Source organism: Rufibacter ruber (genome assembly GCF_001647275.1).
Taxonomy (GTDB): Bacteria; Bacteroidota; Bacteroidia; order Cytophagales; family Hymenobacteraceae; genus Nibribacter; species Nibribacter ruber_C.
In genome coordinates, this window is sequence record NZ_LRMM01000015.1 from 69794 (window position 1) to 89923 (window position 20130).

The following is a 20130-nucleotide window of genomic DNA, read 5'->3' on the forward strand; positions in this document are numbered from 1 at the left end:
CTTAAAAAAAAGTCCTCCTGAGGGTCCTTTCCTGCTTGGTTAAAACATAGGAAGAACCCTCAGGAGGGCTTTTTTTACCGTAATGAAGCTTAGTAGCAGTTATAGGTTTACCGGTTGTTTGACTTGAACAAGCCTTTCGCCATCCCTATTACTTTCTCAATCATAAACCCCAGCGCAATGCCAAAGACAGCACAGGCTACCACCTTGGCCAACCAGGCCAGAACCGGAATTTGGGCCAGGGAGTGCTCCAGGTTCTCCAGGTGATGGTGCAGGTAAGGAATTCCGTGAATCACAATTTCAGCCCCTACCCAGAGCATGGCGGCCGTCCCCACATACCCTAAGATCTTAAGGAAGCTGGGCATGAACTTGACAATGCCGCGGCCCATCTTTTGGGTTGAGGCATTGTTCTTCTTGGCCATGTGCAAGCCTATGTCATCTGCTTTTACAATGAGCCCCACAAAACCGTACACGGCGGCGGTAATGAAAATGGCCACGGCCAACATCACAGCAATCTGGTTGAGCAACGGCTGGTCGGCTACGGTAGAATAGGTGATGGCTACAATCTCAGCCGACAAGATAAAGTCTGTTCTGATGGCGCTGGTCACGCGCTCCTTTTCCAGTTCCTCAGGGGTGATGACCTGCACGTCACCGGCCGCCTGCGCCTCCTCCGCCGCATGGGGGCTGAACATGCCGTGCACCTTCTCATAGCCTTCAAAGCAAAGAAAGGCGCCCCCCAGCATCAAGATGGGGGTAATGGCCCACGGGGCGAAGAATCCCAGAAGCAAAGCCGCCGGCCCCAGAAAAATAACCTTGTTGATAAAAGATTTCTTGGCAATCTGCCAGATGATGGAAAGCTCCCGCGAAGGGTCCAGCCCTACCACGTACTTAGGCGTGACAGCGGTGTCATCAATCACAATGCCAGACACTTTGCCGGTGGTTTTGGCTACCTGCGTGGGTACATCATCTAAACTTGCCGCACTGACTTTCACCAGCGCCGCCACATCATCTAAAAGAGCGAGAAGACCTGAGGCCATTAGGTTATAGTTGTTTATGGGGAATTAAATTCTTCTTTCAGTCCTGGGACAAATCTTTATTTTTTTGTGCAAGCCCGTCTTCGCCTCTCTTCCTCAGCTTCCGGCAAGCAGACTCTTTTTTACAGAATTGACCGCCTAAAGATAAAGCAACCGCGCCAGAATCATAGGCAATGGCCAACATTTCTGCAGCAGACAGGCCTGGGGGTGAATAACTGTGATTTACACCAAGCTAGAAACGGCCCCTGCCGGAATAAGTTGGCAGAGGGTCACCACCATAAACGCTTCTCTGTTTTAGGCCTGTTTTCGCAAAAACAGGCCTAAAACAGACTATTCCCCGGCGCTCAGATTCGGGAAGGCCCACTTTAGCCGCACCGCCAAAACCCTGATCAGGATGATAATGCCCACGGCTACGCCGAAGGGGACTTCGGCGGGAACGGGAGCCAGGCGCATGAGCAGGTACGTCACCCCGCCCGCCAGACACGCCGTGGCGTAGATTTCCCTCCGGAAAATAAGCGGGATCTCATTGCAGAGAATATCCCGCACCACCCCGCCAAAAACAGCGCTTACCACCCCCATCACCAGGGCTATCAGCGGGGGCACACCCAGCCGGAGGGCTTTCTCCATTCCCAACACCGTAAAGAGGGCAATTCCCACGGTGTCAAACAAAAACATGGTGCGCCTGAATCGGCCAATGTCTCTCCTGAAAACCAGGGTGACCAGCACTGACACAAAAACGGTTACCAGAAACCTCTCTTCCTGCATCCAGATGGGCTGCAGGTTGAGCAGAAGGTCCCGCAAAGTACCTCCGCCCAGCGCCGTCACAAACGCAATCACACTCGCGCCAAACGGGTCCAGTTTTTTATCTGCGGCGGTAAGTGTGCCGCTGATGGCGAACACAAACGTTCCCACTACATCAATAACAGGAATAAGCGCAAAGGAGGGCAAGTCTGGCATAGGCGGCAAGTGAAAGATGAAACTACGGCATAAGCGGCAGAAAATCTAAAGGCTGCTGAAATTTGTACTGCCCCTACAAACAGATGACGCAAACAGGAACAGGCATTTTATCCCCCTTTTGCGGGAGCAAACGAGCCTTTTCTTACTGTGATCACGTGATCGTTTCTTCCGTGCCTGCAGCGGCCCCACCCCTTTTCTGTTAGCCTGTTTTTCTGAAAACAGGCCTAAAACAGAAAAGGGGTGGGGCCTCCTATTGCCAATGGTGAACCCTAATCAATAGCACCTTCTTCTGCCGCAGGCTTTTTCCATGGCGTCACCTCTTCCCTTTTCTGCTGTCAGTTTTGTTGCTTGTGAGTAGAGGAATACGGTAAGCAATTGACCAACTGAACAAATAGCGTTTTTTGGCTGTTTTCAGAAAAGTAGGCCAGAAACAGGACGGGTGACTTTTGCCAGCCCGTTCCATTCTATCTTAAAATTCGTACTTTCGCATACCAATCACTAGCAACCTAACAAATGTCAGTTACCACTGTACAACCTTATAAACCGGTCAACCATATCCGAATTGTAACGGCCGCCTCTCTGTTTGACGGCCATGACGCGTCTATCAACATCATGCGCCGCATCATCCAGGCATCGGGGGCCGAGGTCATTCACCTGGGCCACAACCGCTCAGTGCAGGAGATTGTGGACTGCGCCATTCAGGAAGACGCCCAGGCCATTGCCATCACCAGCTACCAGGGCGGCCACCTGGAGTACTTCAAATACATGTATGACCTGCTGCAGGAGCGGGGCTGCGGCCACGTACGGATCTTTGGCGGCGGTGGCGGCGTGATTCTGCCCACTGAGATTGAAGAACTGCACGGCTACGGCATCGCGCGCATCTACTCCCCAGACGACGGACGCGCCATGGGCCTGCAGGGCATGATCAACGACATGCTGGAGAAATGCGACTTCCCTACCGGCCAGAACCTGAACGGCGAGGTGAAGCACCTGAAAGAAAAAGACATCAAATCCATTGCCCGCCTTATCTCTGCCGCCGAGAATTTCCCGGAGGAATTTGCGAAGGTAAAAAAGACCTCACCCCAGCCCTCTCCCGCGGAGAGGGAGATAAAAACACCCCCTCTCCGCGGGAGAGGGGGCCTGGGGGTGAGGTGACCACCCCCGTGCTGGGCATTACGGGTACCGGCGGGGCCGGAAAATCTTCTCTGGTAGATGAGCTGGTGCGCCGTTTCCTGATGGATTTTCAGGACAAGACCATCGCCATTATTTCAGTGGACCCGTCTAAGCGCAAAACGGGCGGCGCCCTGTTGGGCGATAGAATACGCATGAACGCCATCAGCAACAGCCGGGTGTACATGCGCTCGCTGGCCACGCGCCAGAGCAATCTTGCCCTGAGCCGCTACGTGCAAGACGCCGTGGACATTGTAAAAGCCGCCCACTTTGATCTGATTATCCTGGAGACCTCGGGCATTGGCCAGTCAGACACCGAGATAATTGAGCATTCAGACGCCAGCCTGTACGTGATGACGCCCGAGTATGGCGCCGCTACCCAGCTGGAGAAAATTGACATGCTGGATTTTGCCGATATCATTGCGCTGAACAAGTTTGACAAGCGCGGGGCCCTGGATGCGCTGCGCGACGTGAAGAAACAATACAAGCGCAACCACCAGCTCTGGGACGTGTCTGATGAGGAAATTCCGGTGTTCGGCACCATCGCCTCGCAGTTCAACGACCCCGGCATGAACCGCCTGTACAAAGCCGTGATGGCGAAGATTTCTGAGAAGACCGGCATCACGTTTGACTCTCAGATGCAGGCCACCGGCGAGATGTCTGAGAAAGTGTACATCATTCCGCCCAGCCGCACCCGCTACCTTTCTGAGATTGCCGAGAACAACCGCAGCTATGACAAATGGGTGCAGGATCAGGCCGCCGTGGCGCAGAAACTGTACGGCATCCGGCAGTCTATTGAAGCCATCCAGGCCATTGAGGTAGAAGATAAAGACCGCTTGATCAAAGGGTTGGAGTACGCCTATGAAGAAACTGCTTTAAAGCTGGACGGCCAGAACAAGAAGCTGCTGGAGCAATGGCCTGAGAAGCGGCAGAGTTACAAAAACGAATTCTACGAATTCAAGGTGCGCGATAAGGTGCTCAAGGTGAAAACCCACACCACCAGCCTCTCCCACCTGGAAATCCCCAAAGTAGCCACCCCGCGTTATGAGGCCTGGGGCGATTTATTGAAGTGGAACCTGCAGGAGAACGTGCCGGGCGAGTTCCCGTACACCGCGGGCGTGTTCCCGTTCAAGCGTGAAGGCGAAGACCCTACCCGTATGTTCGCGGGCGAAGGCGGGCCGGAGCGTACCAACCGCCGTTTCCACTATGTGAGCAAAGGCTTGCCGGCCAAGCGCCTCTCCACCGCCTTTGACTCCGTGACCCTGTACGGCGAAGACCCGGATTTGCGCCCAGACATTTATGGGAAGATAGGAAACTCCGGCGTGAGCATTGCCTGCCTTGATGATGCCAAGAAACTGTATTCCGGTTTCAACCTGGCGCACCCCATGACATCGGTGTCTATGACCATCAACGGTCCGGCCGCCATGTTGACCGGCTTTTTCATGAACGCCGCCATTGACCAGCAGTGCGAACTCTACATCAAAGAGAACGGTCTGGAGGCTGAAGTGGAAGCCCAGATTGAGGCTATTTTCCAGAAAACAGGCCAGAAACACCCCCGCTACCAAGGTGACCTGCCCGAAGGGAATGATGGCCTGGGCCTGATGCTCTTAGGTGTGACCGGCGACCAGGTGTTGCCCGCCGAGGTGTATGCCCAAATCAAAGAACGCACCTTGGCCTCGGTACGCGGTACCGTGCAGGCCGATATCCTGAAGGAAGACCAGGCGCAGAACACCTGTATCTTCAGCACCGAGTTTGCGCTGCGGTTGATGGGTGACGTACAGCAGTATTTCATTGACCACAACGTACGCAATTTCTACTCGGTTTCTATTTCAGGCTACCACATAGCCGAGGCGGGCGCCAACCCTATTTCCCAATTGGCGTTTACGCTGGCCAACGGCTTTACCTTTGTGGAGTACTACGTGAGCCGCGGCATGGACATCAACGCCTTTGCGCCCAACCTGAGCTTCTTCTTCTCCAACGGCATTGACCCTGAATATGCGGTCATCGGGCGAGTAGCCCGCAGAATTTGGGCGAAGGCCATGAAGCTGAAATACGGCGCCAACGCCCGCTCGCAGATGTTGAAGTACCATATCCAGACCTCGGGCCGCTCTTTGCACGCGCAGGAGATTGACTTCAATGACATCAGAACCACGCTGCAGGCGCTGTACGCGATTTATGACAACTGTAACTCCCTGCATACCAACGCATATGACGAGGCTATTACAACCCCTACTGAAGCATCGGTACGCCGGGCAATGGCCATTCAGCTTATTATTAACCGCGAGTTGGGCTTAGCCAAAAACGAGAACCCGCTGCAAGGTTCCTTCATCATTGAAGAACTGACCGACCTGGTAGAAGAGGCAGTATTGCTGGAGTTTGACCGCATCACCGAGCGCGGCGGCGTGTTGGGCGCCATGGAAACCATGTACCAGCGCGGTAAGATTCAGGAGGAAAGCTTGTACTATGAGACCCTCAAGCATACCGGCGAGTACCCCATCATTGGGGTGAACACCTTCCTGAGCAGCCAGGGCTCCCCTACCGTTATTCCTTCTGAAGTAATCAGGGCTACTGAGGAGGAGAAGCAGTACCAGATTTCCATGCTGCAGGAACTGCACGCCCGGCACGCTGACAAAGCCCCGGCAATGCTTAAGCAACTGCAGGAGGTGGCTATCCAGAACGGTAACATCTTTGACGCACTCATGGAAGTGTCTAAATACTGCTCTCTGGGCCAGATCACCAATGCCCTGTTTGCCGTAGGCGGACAATACCGCCGGAACATGTAAAACCTTTGGCCAGAGCCAACGCTGTTTTTAACCTGTTTTCAGAAAAGGAGCCGATAAACGTCGGCTCCTTTTTTTATGAGGGTTTGGGGGCATTTCAGGTATATCGCTCACATAATGCAACGGCAGGTTTCTGTCAGCTTTGTGCAATGGAGACACAAAATTGAAGAACCACTGAAACCGGCTGGTGTTTACAATCCTTTCGGGAGGAAAATTTAATATCTGTTGTCCGCTTTGAGATAGGGCATCCCACTGAACATGGTGGCCATTGCCAGGACATATTTAGCAGCTGAATCCCCGTCCTGGCCGTTCCTAACCAGGGGTAAGAATAAAGTGGATTGGCAATGAACAGGAAGTAGTGATTTAGATAATTTACATCTGCCGTTATGGGTTTAACAGAGAATTTCCGCCTAAGGTTGAGTCTGCCCAACAGAACATAACTCCTTCATAGCGGGCTGTTTAACAGGCAAAAGATATAACCTTAACTAAAGCATAACCTGGAGAACACACTGGAGTAAACTCATTTGCATTATTTTACGTTTATAGTATAAACCAAAAATAGCTGCAGGCCATGAAAACAATTTCTACACTCTCGTCCCTCTTAGTTATAGGCGCTTTGGGCATCTTGGCCTCAACCTGGCTTTCTACTCCAGATTTGTCTATTGACCTCTCAGACGAAGAAACCCACCTGTATCTCTAAACCCTGTATAAGCTTTGAACCTCTGAACCCCGCCCTGGCGGGGTTTTACTTTTTTTGCTCATCTATTTCAGCTGAGCGCCGTACCTTTACCCAAAATAAACACTATGGAATTAAAAGACCTTTCACAGAAAATCAGCTACATTATTGGCCGTGACATGGCCGCTAACTTCAAAAAACAAGGCATTGACATTGAGCCGGAGTCTCTCCTTTTTGGCTTGAAGGAAGCCCTTGCAGGTACCCCCTCAAAGCTTAGCCAGGAAGAGGTACAGTCTTCTATGATGCAGTTGCAGCTCCAGATGCAGGAGAAGCAGCAGGCAAACGCCGGGGCGGCCGGTGAGCAGAATAAAAAAGAGGGGGAAGCTTTTCTGCAGGAGAACAAGGGCAAAGAGGGCGTGAACACCTTACCGAGCGGCCTTCAGTACCAGGTGCTGGCGTCTGGATCAGGCAAGACCCCGTCCGGAAGCTCAAACGTGACCACCCATTACCATGGCACCCTGATTGACGGCACCGTGTTTGACTCTTCCTATGAGCGCGGTGAACCCGCCACCTTCCCGGTAAACGGGGTAATTGCCGGCTGGACCGAAGCCCTGCAACTCATGAAAGAGGGCGACAAGTGGCGTCTGTACATTCCCAGCAACCTGGCATATGGCGCGCGCGGAGCCGGTGCTGACATTGGGCCCAATGCTACCCTTATCTTTGATGTGGAACTGTTGCAGGTTCATTAATAGCTACAAAGAAGACCTGTTGCAAAGCAGGTCTTCTTCTTTTTTACCCCTTCCCCACTAAAGGCTTTTGTCCCTTCTCCATAGCGGCAAGCCGCCCCTCATCTGGCAAGGCGCATTTCCCAAAAAAACGGTTCCACCGCAGTATCAGCCGGCAAAGCTTACATTCAGAATTGGTGCTCAGGTGGTGCAACCACAATGAGCATGTTAACCGTGCTTCACAATAGAGGGATTATGACTGTTTTCGGCCTGTTTTTGTGAAAACGGCTCCAAAACAGAAACAAAGGTTGGCTGGCGCCAGCCCGAAAAAAGAAGTGCGCGGGCGCAGGAATTTTACACGTCTTACTGCTTCAACAGGCCATGGTCTGCCCATAACTGTCCCAAGCTCCCTTGCCTGTGACGTTCCTTTCCGGAAGCGGCCACAAAAAAGAACGCTTGAAACAACAGTTCTGTTTTCGGCCTGTTTTTCTTAAAACAGCGAAAAACAGCGGGAATTCCTTCCTGCCCCCCAAAAAAGGAAAGAGGCAGCATTTAAAAAACCATCCTCCCTCACTTCCCATCAGACTTGAATTAAGTCCCTGACCTTGCTCTTCCCTGCTGTGGTGGGCGTATTCTCATACCCATGGCTGGCGGGTTCACCTCGCCTTCTCTTACAGAAAGTTACCTGCGCGGCGGTGCTGGTCAACCACAGGAATCTACCTGTTTAAATTAAATGGAGGCAAAACGTAAATATTATTAAACCACCTGCTAATTTTGGCGCCGCTTGTCTAGGCAGGCCAGGTGCGGGAAAAGGAATGGTATCAGCTTAACCTGCACCAAATCAATTTAAAGAATGGCTTTGCGGGAAGAGGGAATTAAACACATACCAAATGAATAATACTAGCCACGCCCACCGGGTTTCGGGGGCCGGTCTGCTCATTGCTCTAGGCATCATTTACGGGGACATAGGAACGTCTCCTTTGTATGTGATGAAAGCCATCATTGGGGCTTCCCCCATTAACTCCACGTTGGTCTACGGAGGTATCTCGTGCGTGGTCTGGACCCTTACCCTCCAGACCACCATCAAGTACGTGATCCTGACCCTGCGGGCAGACAACAAGGGCGAAGGCGGGATCTTCTCGTTATACGCTCTGGTGCGGCGGCATGCCAAATGGCTCACGGTCCCGGCCATTATAGGGGGTAGCGCGCTGCTGGCAGATGGCATCATTACCCCTCCCATCTCGGTTTCTTCAGCGGTGGAAGGGCTGGAGATCCTTTACCCGCACATCCCCACGGTGCCTATTGTCATCAGCATTCTCACGCTGCTGTTCCTGATGCAGAGTTTTGGAACGCAGATTGTGGGCAAAGCCTTCGGGCCGGTGATGTTCATCTGGTTCAGTATGCTGGCGGTGCTGGGCGGGTTATCTGTCATGCAGCACCCGGAGGTGCTAAAGGCGTTCAACCCGTACTACGCATATGATCTGCTGGTCAACTACCCGGGGGGCTTTTGGCTGCTGGGGGCGGTGTTTCTCTGTACCACCGGGGCAGAGGCCTTGTATTCAGACCTGGGGCACTGCGGCAAAGGCAACATCAGAATCAGCTGGGCGTTTGTGAAAGCCTGTCTCCTGCTCAATTATTTTGGCCAGGGGGCGTGGCTGATGCAGTTTGAAGGGCAGGAACTGAAACTGCTCTCCACCACTAATCCTTTTTATGGCATAATGCCAGATTGGTTCCTGATCTTCGGGATTGCCATTGCCACCATTGCCGCCATCATAGCCAGCCAAGCCTTGATCACAGGTTCCTTTACGCTGATTGGCGAGGCCATCAGGCTGAACATGTGGCCGAAGGTGCGGCTCATCTACCCTACCAACGTGAAAGGGCAGCTGTATGTACCCAGCATCAACTGGCTCCTGCTGTTTGGTTGTATTGGTGTGGTGCTGTATTTTGAGAAGTCAGAGAACATGGAGGCGGCTTACGGCCTGGCCATTACCATGACCATGCTCATGACCACCACCCTGTTGAGCTATTATCTCATTGCCAAGCGTACCGCCCGCATCTGGGTGTTTCTGTTCCTGGCGGTGTACCTGGCCATTGAAGGGTCTTTCCTGGTGGCCAACCTCATTAAATTCCCGCACGGCGGATGGGTGTCTCTGGTGATAGGCTTCCTGCTGATCAGCATCATGTACATCTGGCTCAAAGCCTTCTTCATCAAGCGCCGGCTTACCGAGTACGTTCGGCTTTCTGACTACGTGCCCATGCTCCGGGAGCTGAGCGAAGACGACTCCATTCCCAAATACAGTACGCACCTGGTGTTCATGACCAGTGCCGAGAGAACCTCTGAGATTGAATCAAAGATCATTTACTCCATCTTTCAGAAACGCCCCAAACGGGCCGACATTTACTGGTTCGTGCACGTGAACACCATGGATGAGCCGTACACCATGGAGTACAAGGTAAACGTTCTGGCGGCGCAGGATGTGGTGCGCATTGACTTCCGGCTGGGTTTCCGGGTGGAGCAGCGCATTAACCTGTTCTTCCGGAAAGTGGTGGAGGACCTGGTGCAGAACGGCGAGGTAGACATTACCAGCCGCTACAGCTCCCTGAACAAACAGAATGTGATAGGAGACTTCAGGTTTGTGGTACTGGAGAAATTCCTGAGCTATGAAAACGACCTCCCCTTCTGGGAAAACACCATCATGCAGTCGTACTTCAACATAAAACAGTTCACCGCCTCAGAAGGAAAGTGGTTTGGGCTAGACACCAGCTCTGTTAAAGTTGAAAAAGTGCCGCTCATCATCAAACCAGCCAGGGAGGTTGAACTGAAGCGTATTCTTTAAACCCTCCTTTGAAAAAGCGGGGCAAAAGCATTGGCTTTTGCCCCGCTTTTCTTTTACAGGAGTTACAATCTGTTTTCGCTGTTTTCACAAAAACAGCCCGAAAACAGAGATGCCAGCCCCCCTTCCCCTTCAGAGGGATAATCGAAAACACCACCAGCCAATTCTCGGCACTGATTTAAACGGAGTGCCACCGGCGCGGGCAATTTCTGGCTTCGGTCTTGCTAACAGAAATGCAGGTTTAACTTTAAGATTGGTTTTCCTCAGAGTGTTCTGCCCTGCCCCCACGGCTCATGACGCAATCAAGACAATACCTGCTGAAAACTCATCGCGAATAGAACCTCCCCTTTATGTTTTGGTGCTGTTTTGGGCAAAACAGCCCAAAAACAGAAAGAACACTAGATGATCTGGGCAGGCACAAAAAAAAGGGAGCCCAGGGGCTCCCTTTTCAAGGCTTCTTAAAAAGTCTATTTCTGCAGATGCAGCCAAGTGGCATTGGCTGCTTTCTGCGCTTCTGTAGGGGTTGGAACGCGGCTGGCAGCGTATTTCACCGTTTCGTTTTTCAACAGCTTGATGGGGAGAACCAGTATCTGGCCTGAGCGGTTTACCACCAGCTCCAGTACATCTCCCACCGCATACGCCGGAATAGATTTGTTCAGGTCATCTGACAACCGGTAGCCGTTCACGGCTATGATTTCGTCATTGACATTCAGACCACCCTGCCAGGCGCTTCCGTTCCGGATGACGCTGGTCACCACCGGCTTGCCGGTTGCCGTAGAAATGCCGGCCCCCAGAAACGGTTCGTTCTGGTTTTTGTTCACATCTGTTAAGGTTACGCCCACCGTGGTGAGGTAAGCGCTGTAGTCCGGGGTTTTGGTGTTATACACAAAGTCTCTGAAGAAGCTCTCCAGAGAATGGCCGGCAAACTTCTCAACGCCCTGCTGGAATTCTTTATCAGTGAAACCGCGGCCTTTTTTCTTGTAGTACTGGTCATAGAGGTACCGCATGGCATCATCTAAACTGCTTTTGCCGTTAGACCCTTTCAGAATCTCCATGTCCAGCAGCAAACCTAAAACACCCCCAGAGGTGTAGTAGGAAATGTTGGTGTTGTAGGAGTTCTCGTCTGGGCGGTACTGCTTGATCCAGGCGTTGAAGCTGGACTCAGCGGGAGACATGGCTTTGTTGCCCGGGGAGTTGGCCACGCTGGTAATGCCAGCCGCAAGTTTTTCTAAATAGTCGCTATCTGAGGTGTAGCCAGCCCGGCGCAGGATCAAATCTGCATAATAGCTGGTAAAGCCTTCAGAGACCCAAAGCATGTTGGTGTAGTTCTCCTGGTCGTAATCAAACGGCCCCAGGGCAATTGGCCGCAGGCGTTTCACATTCCAGAGGTGGAAATACTCATGCGCCACCAGGTTCAGGAAACCTTTGTAGCCCCGCTCTGTGCCGTAGGTGGTACGCGTGGTTTGTAACGTGGTGGAGTTCAGGTGTTCCAGCCCGCCGCCGCCGCGCTCCAGGTTCTGTACAATGAAGAGGTAATAGTTCACAGACAGCTCGCCAAAAACTTTTACGGCGGTTTCGGTCACCTTTTGCATGTCTGCCATTAACCGTTTTGGGTCATAATTGCCATCACCGTACATGGCCACCTCATGCAGCACCCCGTTGGTTTTGAAGGAAAACACCTGGTGGTTTCCTATTTCAATGGGCGCATCTGCTAAGACATCATAATCTGGGGCCCGGTACGTAAACGGCTGGCCCTCTACCTTGGGCAGGCCGGTAGACACGGTTTTCCATCCTTTGAAAGGCACCACTGTTAAGGTAGACGGCAGGTTCTTGTTCCCTTCCGGGTACATGAACACGCTGGTCCCGTTGACATACCCGTGGCTGGCGTCAATGAAACTGGTGCGCACACTTACCTCAAAGGCGTAGACCCTGTATTTCACAGTTACGTCTTTTCCGCCGGAGGCGATGCGCCAGGTATTCTTGTCAATTTTGTCAGCGGCCACCCTATTGCCGCCGGCAAAGGCCTCAAAGCCCTCTACATTTTTAGCGAACTCCCTCACCAGGTAAGAGCCGGGGGCCCACACCGGCATGGTGAGGTCAAGGGTTTTGCCTTTAAAGCCAGAGAGGCTCATCTCTACTTCAAAGTAATGCGTATGGGGCTCTGGCATAGAGAGCCTGTAAGAGATAGAAGGTGCCGCCGCGGCCTGGGTGACAATGGCAAACGCCAGAACCACCAGCAAACCAGCCACCTTGGCTAAATTCTTTTGTAGCATGATGTAGGGTTAGTTAGTATTTGTAAAACTTTAATATTACGGCAAAACAGTGGTTTTTCCAAAGTTGGCCCGGTGTTGGCAACCTCCCCTTCACCTGTTCACGTATGGAATATAAAAGAAACCCTATGAAAAGGATTTGGATTGGATTTGGGGTAGTTCTCCTGCTGCTGGTGCTTTACAAAGCTATTTTTGGGGCAGGGAGTGTGCTGGGGCCGGCGGTGCGGCGTACCAGTCTGGACGGGGGGGACCGGGCGTTTCATGCTGACTCAGCTTCTGAGAAGGTGACCGCCAAAACAGCAGGCGGGTCCTCTGCCAAGCTGGGGGTGCTGGATGGGGACTATGCCACCAAAGCCGACAGCCTGGTGGCGTTCGCCCTGCAGCGGTACGGGGCGGAGTACACGTACGGCGGGGTGACAGAAGAAGGCTTTGACTGTTCGGGCTTCATCACCTACGTCTTTGGGGAGTTCAAGGTAGACATTCCGCATGGCTCCACCCTTCAATCAAAAATTGGCGATACGGTCCCGTTGCAGCAGGCTAAAAAAGGGGACCTGATCATTTTTACCGGCACCAACCTGAAGGACCGCACCCCTGGGCACGTGGGCATTGTCATCACCAACCCACCCAAGGCCGTTCAGTTTGTACACTCCTCCTCTAACGGCGGCGTAAAAGTGAGTGAAGTGGAAGGCACCCTTTACCAGAAGCGGTTTCTAGATGTGCGGCGGGTATTGCCATAAACAGAGCGAGAGGCGCGCTTCCCGGCAGGAGTAAATAGGGACTAACTGCCTAAAGTGTGTTTTTGGCCTGTTTTCTGGAAATCAGGCCAAAAACAGCACTACCCTGAAAGGGACTCCCCGCTTTTACCGTGCAGGAAAGGGCAAAAAAATACCCGGCCATTGCAGTAGCCGGGTACGGAATCCTTTGAAATGGTATCAAGCGACACAGGAAGGAACTGCCTCCCTCACACGCCTGGCTACCTCATGCCGGATTCGCCAGTAGACCAAGGTCTTTTAGCAAGCTTCAACACGGTTAACGGTTGACACATGAGCTAGGCTTGATACATTCTTACTGGGATTAGACACTTTTACCTCCTTTCTTTAAGTCCAACATTAACCCATCTGGACTTCCAAATACCTTATGGTTGCGTAGAAGGGCCAGAAGCACTCGCTTCTGATTTATAAAGGTAAAAGACGTGCCGAAAGTTCAAAAGGTTTAGGGTAAAAAATTACCCTTCTCAATCTCAGTCACTTAATTTATCTGTAAGGAAAATATACCCCCAGAGGCCCGCTAACACCACCTCGGCGGCCGCGTCTAAGAGGTAAACGTTCAGGATGACATCATGAAAAGCGTACCGCATATCTATGGCCGCCAGGCCTGCTGCGCAAAAGAAACCCAGCAGGCCCACGCTTCTCTCCACCCTCTTCTGCAGCGCAGAGGCAATGAAGGTGGCCCCTACCACCAAGACCAGAATACCTACCGTCACTACCAGCCACACCTCGTTCTTGGGCCCGGTCACGGCCAGAAAGCTAGGCATGTGCAGCAGGGGCCAAATACCCGTGAGGATGTAAAAGATCCCCTGCACCCAAAGTACTGTTCTGCGCATCTTGCTCTATTCTAAAGTATAAATAAAATTTCTTCTGCTATTTTCCGCCAGGTGTGTTTTTGGTCTCTAATTTGCTTATATTTCATAACAAAAACCAAACATCTATCAAACAGCAACACGTATGAGAAAAATCTTTTTGTTCGCCTTGTTCCTTTGCCTGACAACCATGGCCTGGGCTCAGAAGAAATCACCCATTGGCGTATGGACGAATGAAGAAAAGGAAGCACGCTTTGAGATTTACCAATGCGGTGACAAGCTTTGCGGTAAAATCATCTGGCTCAAAGAGCCCAACCGCGACGGCAAACCAAAGGTAGACCAGTTCAACCCTGACCCTAAGCTGCAGAACCGCCCCATCATTGGCATGGTCTTCCTGAAAAACTTTGCACCAGACGGAGATAACAAATGGGACGATGGTCGTATCTATGATCCAAAATCAGGCAAAGAATATGATTCTTACATGAAGCTGGTAGGAAATGACAAACTGGAGGTAAAAGGCTACCTGGGTATTTCCCTCATTGGCCGTACCCAAACCTGGACCAGAGTGAAATAAAGAGACTCTTTTCTAGAGAAACAAAAGGCGGGGAACAGATGCTGTTCCCCGCCTTTATTTTTTGCCTTTCACGCCCCTGCTGGCCAGTTTGAAAAAAAGGTGCAGATATTCCCCCTTTTCCCTGATTCATAAGGAAGCAAAACAGGTTGAAGCCTTACCCTAGGGTATCCTATAGTTCAATTAACTCACTATTGGTGGCAGGTTCCATGGCAGAGGTTAAGGCATTTTCCTGATTTGGGGCTGTTTTTCAGAAAACAGCCCCAAAACAGGAAAATGGCAGGCTGCTTTTATCAGGTTCTGGAAGGATCCTTTCTCTGGGGAGAAGGCACACTAACAGAGGTCAGTGATTTGAACCTTCTTATCTCTGAAGACGAAATAGTCGCCTTTGGTCTTTCCGTTCATGGCCTGAAACACCGGAGATGCCGGCGAAATGGCAAAATACTTTTCACCCTCTACTTCTATTTCACCCAGGCTCACAGAGATGAAATAATTCTGGGTATCTGTTTTCACCACAGAACCCAAGGAAATATCTTCGTTTACTTTATTGCGAACAATACGCTTCAAGATGCTCAACTTGCCCATTGCCTCATCCAGCTGTTTGGCAAACATGTCGCGCTGAATATGGCACGCCTCCCGGAACGACTCAAACTTGTCTTCAATGGCACCCTGGCTTTCATTGGCGCTGGCTTGGGCTTCTTCCATGGCCACACGGGCATTCTCTACAAAATCAGTCTGAAGGCGCAGGCACTCATCCAGGAGACGTTGTTTGATGTCCAGTTCGTAAGTGGTTTCTGTATTCATAGTTTCATTTGTTTTTTGTTGACAAAGGGCAGGCCTCAGAACCAGCCTCTTCTAAATGCTTGGTCGTTCACAGAAAAAACAGCTCCTCAGGAAGCAGAAGCCAGTTTTAGTCTGTTTTGCAAAAAAGAGCTCAGAAACAGAAAGTCCTGGAAGAACTCTTTCGTTGCAAAGCTTTAAACTGTTTAAAAGTAATTTTGTTAGAAAAAGATAGAATAAAATTTTGAATTCCGCTAAACCCTTTGCAGTGTTTTTCTGTGAAGCGGGCGGGTTTCCTGCTCTTTTGCGCCAGAGGAGCACCTCCTTTTTCAGCCATGGTGGAGCAAGAGGATAAAGTTTGGCCAATGCCCCTGCTGCGCGTTGTCTTATGCTCATCTTGTATGGGCACAGGTATTGGCAGAACTGAGTTTAGGGGCAAAATGAAACGCTCATAAGGTCTCATTACGCACCAATAATCACCCCCGCAGAGCCAGGAGTTTTTCTCAGGCCCTGCGGGGGTATGATAGGCTGCAGAACTACTGCACCAGTACTTTTTCAGCCTGTATGGTTTTACCACACCTGATCTGAATCACATATAAGCCGCGCCCGTACTTGCCCAGGTTTATCTCTTTCTGGTAAAGCCCTTTAAAGCTCCGGTGCTCCTCTTCAACTACTGTTTTCCCAGCACTGTTCACCACCCTCACCATCACTTCAGCTTTCTGGGGGACTTCAAAGGAAAGCTGTACCACCCCGCTGGTTGGGTTTGGGAATACCTTTACCTGCCGCTGAACCGGCTTAGCAGGGACTTCTTTTGCTGTGTTCTGCTTTTGGGTTGCCTTTGCTTTCGCCCCCTTTAGTGGCGCCTTCCTTAAAATTATATGGAAAGAATTACCAGCGGGTACCCGTATCATTTCATAATCTCCCGTCTCAATTGTTTGGGCAGCACCCTGTGATTGCAGACGTAAAACCCGTACAGGTCCCTCTCCATCTGCCTCTATCCTCACCTTTTCCCGGAGCAGGAAGGTGTCAGCAGGAACCAGCCCAGAAGAGTCCAGCCTGATGAACGCCCTGTTCCTGAGCAAAGAGTCTGACTTTATTAGCTGCCTGATCACCAGCGGGTGCCTGAGGGCCAACATCCGGCTGGAGTCACGTAGCGTCTGCCACTGTTCATGTTCGCCTCCCCTCCTGAATACCAGCCCCCTAACAGTATGCCTCAAAAGGGAATCTGCTCCCAGTAACCGGTAAACAACGGCCCTGATGGAATCAGAAGTTTTTGAATAATCTTCTATCAGGATATCTGGCTTCACAAACGTAGTGACCTGGGCTGGCTCTATCCTCTTTGCCCCTAACCCCAGAAGCGTGCCGGCATTCAGGTTCAGCTGCTTTACAGCCCCCTGCCACGTCTCCCCTTTCTGAATAGTGAGAGTAGTGTCAAGGAAATAATAGTGCCTGTCTATCTTTTTCACAATTTTAACTTTCGCCCTGACAGAGGCGTCTTGCTGTAGTTGCTCTGGGCTCTGGGCAAAAGCCCCTGAGAAAGAGAATGCGAAACCCGCTGCCACTGCTGTTGCTGCTCTCTTAAAAAGTTGTTTTTGTGTCATATCTAGTGTACATTAGGTGAGGCTATGTGATTGACTGTTACAAAATTAGCAGACGCACCTATGGCAGCGGGTTAAGGCTTCGTTAATGTCTGTTAAAGAAAAGTTAAAGTACTGTTTCGCAGAGTTGGGGCTAGTATCTTTGTTGAGATGAGAAAGAAGACATTGTTTGTGGTCATTGCCCTGATGAGCCTCACCCTCATTGGGCTGATTGGTTTTCAGGCGTACTGGATCCATCATGCGGTGAAGATGGAGGAGGAGCTGTTTGACAGAAACGTGAATGATGCCCTTCACCAGGTGGCGCGCAGGCTGGAAACCAAGGAAGCCATCCATTTCCTGAAACAGGAAGCACCCCAACTCAGGGAGGCGGCCCTGGCTCCGGCGGTGACCACTACAGAAACGGTTGTCAGCACCCCCACCCCGGCAAAGTCCTCCAGAAACAAAGAAAGGAGCGAGCGAAAGGGGAAAAGAAACCAACCCATGCCCCTGGCGGAACCCGCTTCTACACTTTCTGTGGCCGCTTCTGGTTCTGCCGGTTCTTCTGTTACTATGGTTACGCCCCTTCCCGGCGAAAAACATACCATGGTAGACCGGGCCCGTTCCAGCGTGATGTCTATCCGCGGGGGCCGTTCGCCCCATTCTGAGTCAGCGCAGCAGATCTTTATACATTCCTTTACCATGTCAGACTCTGCTGCCAAACCCGCAAGCGTGGAGGTGTTTGGCAGATCCCGGATAGACTCAGTGGTGGTACGGAAGCTGGTGGCTGCCCAGCGCAAAATGCTGGATACCTTAAGGATCTACAGCCGAAACGGGCAGGCCCACTTCATTAGGATGGATTCTGGCAGTGTCTCAAAAATTGCCCTTGATTCAATATTCATGGCCAATCAGGCAAGTTTTTTACGGCAGATCCCCGTCAAGAGTATCAAAAATATCCAGATCAAAGGGAATGTGGCCAACATTCATACGGACTGTCTTTTTATAGGCAGGTCCCCTGAGATGGTCTGGCGCCAGGACAGCAGCACCCGCAAAGGGAAGCGGTACGTATCACCGGCCAGAGTTCAGACGCTGGCCCCCCTCCTGCTGTCTGCTGCCCCTGCCCAGCAGCAGGTGGCGCCCACCCGTCCGGCCGCTTCACCGCGGGCAAATACCCACTCCCCGGTCACCGCCCCAACCCCAGAACAAGTCACAGAACAGAAAGCCGTGGCCAAAGCACAGCACCTGAACCAGGTGATGCAACAAATGGTAGTAGAGTATGTGCGCAAGGAACGGCCCCTGGAAGAGCGCCTTGGGGAACTGGGGATGGAAGAAATCTTAGCCGCCGAACTGAAAAGCCGGAACATTGTCACCCCCTACCAAAGCACCCTCAACATTGACCCGGGCAACAGCAAACCAACTTATCTCCTGGCCTCCAGTAATAGTCTGCCGTCGGCCTCGCTGCTGCCAGACGGTGGGTACACCGTGCAGCTGTTCCCCAATGATGTCTTATCTGCCCCCAGCTACCTTAAGCTGACGTTCCCGCACCGGCAGCTCATTATCTGGAAGAGTATCTGGATACCTACAGTGATTTCAGTGCTCTTTACCTTAATCATCATTTTCACCTTCGCCTATACCCTGGGCACCATTTTGCGGCAGAAGAAGATCTCAGAAATCAAGAATGACTTCATTAACAACATGACCCACGAATTCAAAACGCCTATTGCCACTATTTCGCTGGCGTTAGATGCGCTGGTCAACCCCAAGGTGCGCAAAGATGAAGCCCGCCTGGACCACTATGCGCGCATCATCAGAGATGAGAACAAACGCATGCACCAGCAGGTGGAGAAAGTACTGCAGACCGCCCAGATGGAGCGCAACAAACTGCAACTGGCCTTTGAAGAAGTAGATGTGCACGCGTTGATCCAAAAGGCGGTAGAGCCATTTCAGTTACATATTGAGCAGCGGCAGGGAAACCTGAACCTGAAACTGGACGCTCCCTCCCCTGTTGTTTGGGCAGACGCCAGCCACCTGGCCAACATGGTAGCCAATCTGCTGGACAATGCCAACAAGTATTCGCCGGAGGCGCCCAGAATTGTAGTACAAACCACCCAGGTCTCCAAAGGCCTGCACATTTCTGTGGAAGACCAGGGTGCAGGCATGTCACGGGAGGCCCAGAAAAAGATTTTTGAGAAGTTTTACCGGGTGCCCACGGGGAACGTGCACAACGTAAAGGGGTTTGGGTTAGGGCTGAGTTATGTCAAAACCATGGCCGAGGCTCATGGGGGCAATGTGCACCTGCGCAGCGAACTGGGCAAAGGCAGCAGGTTTACCTTATGGCTGCCCCTGCAAAAACCTTCTGTTTAACCGCTATTCATCACCTCTTAAAAAGCACCTCCATGACCGCACACACCGCCACCCGCCTCCTGTTGGTTGAAGACGACCCTAACTTTGGCATGGTCCTGAAAGACTACCTGGAGTTGCATGATTATGACGTCACGCTCTGCACAGATGGCATGCAGGGCTGGCGCACCTTTCAACAGGCCCCCTTTGATGCGTGCATCCTGGATGTGATGATGCCAATCAAAGATGGATTCTCCCTGGCCGCTGACATCAAAAAAGCCAATCCGTTCCAGCCCATCATTTTCCTTACGGCAAAAGCCATGAAGGCCGATATGCTGGAAGGATTCAGGCTGGGGGCCGAAGATTATATCACCAAACCGTTTGACTCTGAGATTCTGCTCTGGAAACTGAAAGCCATTCTGCAGAGGAGAGCCACCGCCGCCGTGCCAGAAAAAGCCCCCGCCACAGCGTATCAACTGGGCATGTACCACTTCAACTTCAAGACCCGCCAGATCACGCATCATGGTCAGGTGCAGAAACTGTCGCCCAAAGAGGCTGAACTTCTGCAGCTGCTTTGCCACCACCTGAATGATGTCCTTCCGCGGGAAGTGGCCCTCACCACCATCTGGAAAGATGACAACTACTTCACCGCCCGCAGCATGGATGTGTTTGTGACTAAACTGAGGAAATACCTGAAAGATGACCCGGAGGTGGAAATTATCAACGTGCACGGCAACGGTTTCCGGCTGGTTGCTCCCGCCGCCGTTTCCCAACCAGCCTCCTAGGCAGCTTTAAAAGTAACTACATTATATTTCTGTTTTGGGGCTGTTTTGGCCAAAACAG

15 protein-coding genes and 1 pseudogene are annotated in these 20130 nt (G+C 51.8%); 9 read left to right on the forward strand and 7 right to left on the reverse strand.

What is annotated here, in order from left to right; translation table 11 throughout:
* Positions 1-107 precede the first annotated feature (107 nt).
* Positions 108-1034 carry a DUF808 domain-containing protein gene (locus tag A8O25_RS08215; protein ID WP_066833388.1) on the reverse strand — a complete coding sequence of 309 codons (927 nt, stop codon included), beginning with the start codon at positions 1032-1034 and terminating at the stop codon, positions 108-110.
* Between the two features lie 327 nt (positions 1035-1361).
* Positions 1362-1988, reverse strand: a complete 627-nt coding sequence (locus A8O25_RS08220) for a trimeric intracellular cation channel family protein (RefSeq protein WP_066833391.1) — start codon at positions 1986-1988, stop codon at positions 1362-1364.
* Positions 1989-2501: 513 nt separating this feature from the next.
* Here A8O25_RS08220 and A8O25_RS24335 point away from each other — a divergent pair.
* The 5 genes and pseudogenes from A8O25_RS24335 to A8O25_RS08240 form a co-directional block, all read left to right on the forward strand.
* A pseudogene (locus A8O25_RS24335) lies at positions 2502-3045 on the forward strand (cobalamin B12-binding domain-containing protein); the annotation flags it as partial.
* 94 nt (positions 3046-3139) lie between these two features.
* Entirely contained in the window at positions 3140-5941 is a 2802-nt protein-coding gene (locus A8O25_RS08225; protein WP_420911789.1) for a methylmalonyl-CoA mutase family protein, read from the forward strand.
* A 568-nt stretch (positions 5942-6509) separates the two neighbouring features.
* The gene (locus A8O25_RS24085) at positions 6510-6638 is read left to right on the forward strand and encodes a hypothetical protein (protein WP_277620009.1); all 129 of its coding nucleotides are present in this window, start codon (positions 6510-6512) and stop codon (positions 6636-6638) included.
* Positions 6639-6742: 104 nt separating this feature from the next.
* Entirely contained in the window at positions 6743-7363 is a 621-nt protein-coding gene (locus tag A8O25_RS08230) for a BamJ family beta-barrel-assembly machinery protein (protein WP_066833393.1), read from the forward strand.
* An 866-nt stretch (positions 7364-8229) separates the two neighbouring features.
* Positions 8230-10176, forward strand: a complete 1947-nt coding sequence (locus A8O25_RS08240) for a KUP/HAK/KT family potassium transporter (RefSeq protein WP_066833399.1) — start codon at positions 8230-8232, stop codon at positions 10174-10176.
* 464 nt (positions 10177-10640) lie between these two features.
* Here A8O25_RS08240 and A8O25_RS08245 read toward each other — a convergent pair whose 3' ends face one another.
* Positions 10641-12446, reverse strand: a complete 1806-nt coding sequence (locus tag A8O25_RS08245; protein WP_066833400.1) for a M61 family metallopeptidase — start codon at positions 12444-12446, stop codon at positions 10641-10643.
* 125 nt (positions 12447-12571) lie between these two features.
* On the opposite strand from A8O25_RS08245, the gene A8O25_RS08250 reads away from it, so the two are divergent.
* Entirely contained in the window at positions 12572-13180 is a 609-nt protein-coding gene (locus A8O25_RS08250; protein ID WP_066833444.1) for a C40 family peptidase, read from the forward strand.
* 503 nt (positions 13181-13683) lie between these two features.
* Here the strand turns inward: A8O25_RS08250 and A8O25_RS08255 are convergent.
* Complete coding sequence (locus tag A8O25_RS08255) at positions 13684-14046, reverse strand: hypothetical protein (protein ID WP_066833403.1); 363 nt, start codon at positions 14044-14046, stop codon at positions 13684-13686.
* Positions 14047-14167: 121 nt separating this feature from the next.
* Between A8O25_RS08255 and A8O25_RS08260 the strand changes: the two genes are divergently transcribed.
* Positions 14168-14596, forward strand: coding sequence for a DUF2147 domain-containing protein (locus A8O25_RS08260; RefSeq protein ID WP_066833406.1), 429 nt, complete (start codon positions 14168-14170; stop codon positions 14594-14596).
* Between the two features lie 330 nt (positions 14597-14926).
* Here the strand turns inward: A8O25_RS08260 and A8O25_RS08265 are convergent, their stop codons facing one another.
* The 3 genes from A8O25_RS08265 to A8O25_RS08270 form a co-directional block, all read right to left on the reverse strand.
* Entirely contained in the window at positions 14927-15397 is a 471-nt protein-coding gene (locus A8O25_RS08265) for a hypothetical protein (protein ID WP_066833414.1), read from the reverse strand.
* A gap of 51 nt (positions 15398-15448) precedes the next feature.
* Positions 15449-15769, reverse strand: coding sequence for a hypothetical protein (locus A8O25_RS22925; protein ID WP_153042652.1), 321 nt, complete (start codon positions 15767-15769; stop codon positions 15449-15451).
* A 140-nt stretch (positions 15770-15909) separates the two neighbouring features.
* A complete protein-coding gene (locus A8O25_RS08270; protein ID WP_161947719.1) occupies positions 15910-16839 on the reverse strand; it encodes a T9SS type A sorting domain-containing protein in 930 nt (309 codons plus the stop codon).
* Positions 16840-17121: 282 nt separating this feature from the next.
* Between A8O25_RS08270 and A8O25_RS08275 the strand changes: the two genes are divergently transcribed.
* Together A8O25_RS08275 and A8O25_RS08280 are read left to right on the forward strand one after the other, a co-directional pair.
* Positions 17122-19311 (forward strand): sensor histidine kinase, encoded by a 2190-nt coding sequence (locus A8O25_RS08275; protein ID WP_082893523.1) that lies wholly within the window; start codon positions 17122-17124, stop codon positions 19309-19311.
* A 32-nt stretch (positions 19312-19343) separates the two neighbouring features.
* Positions 19344-20072, forward strand: coding sequence for a response regulator transcription factor (locus tag A8O25_RS08280; RefSeq protein WP_066833423.1), 729 nt, complete (start codon positions 19344-19346; stop codon positions 20070-20072).
* Positions 20073-20130: the final 58 nt, after the last annotated feature.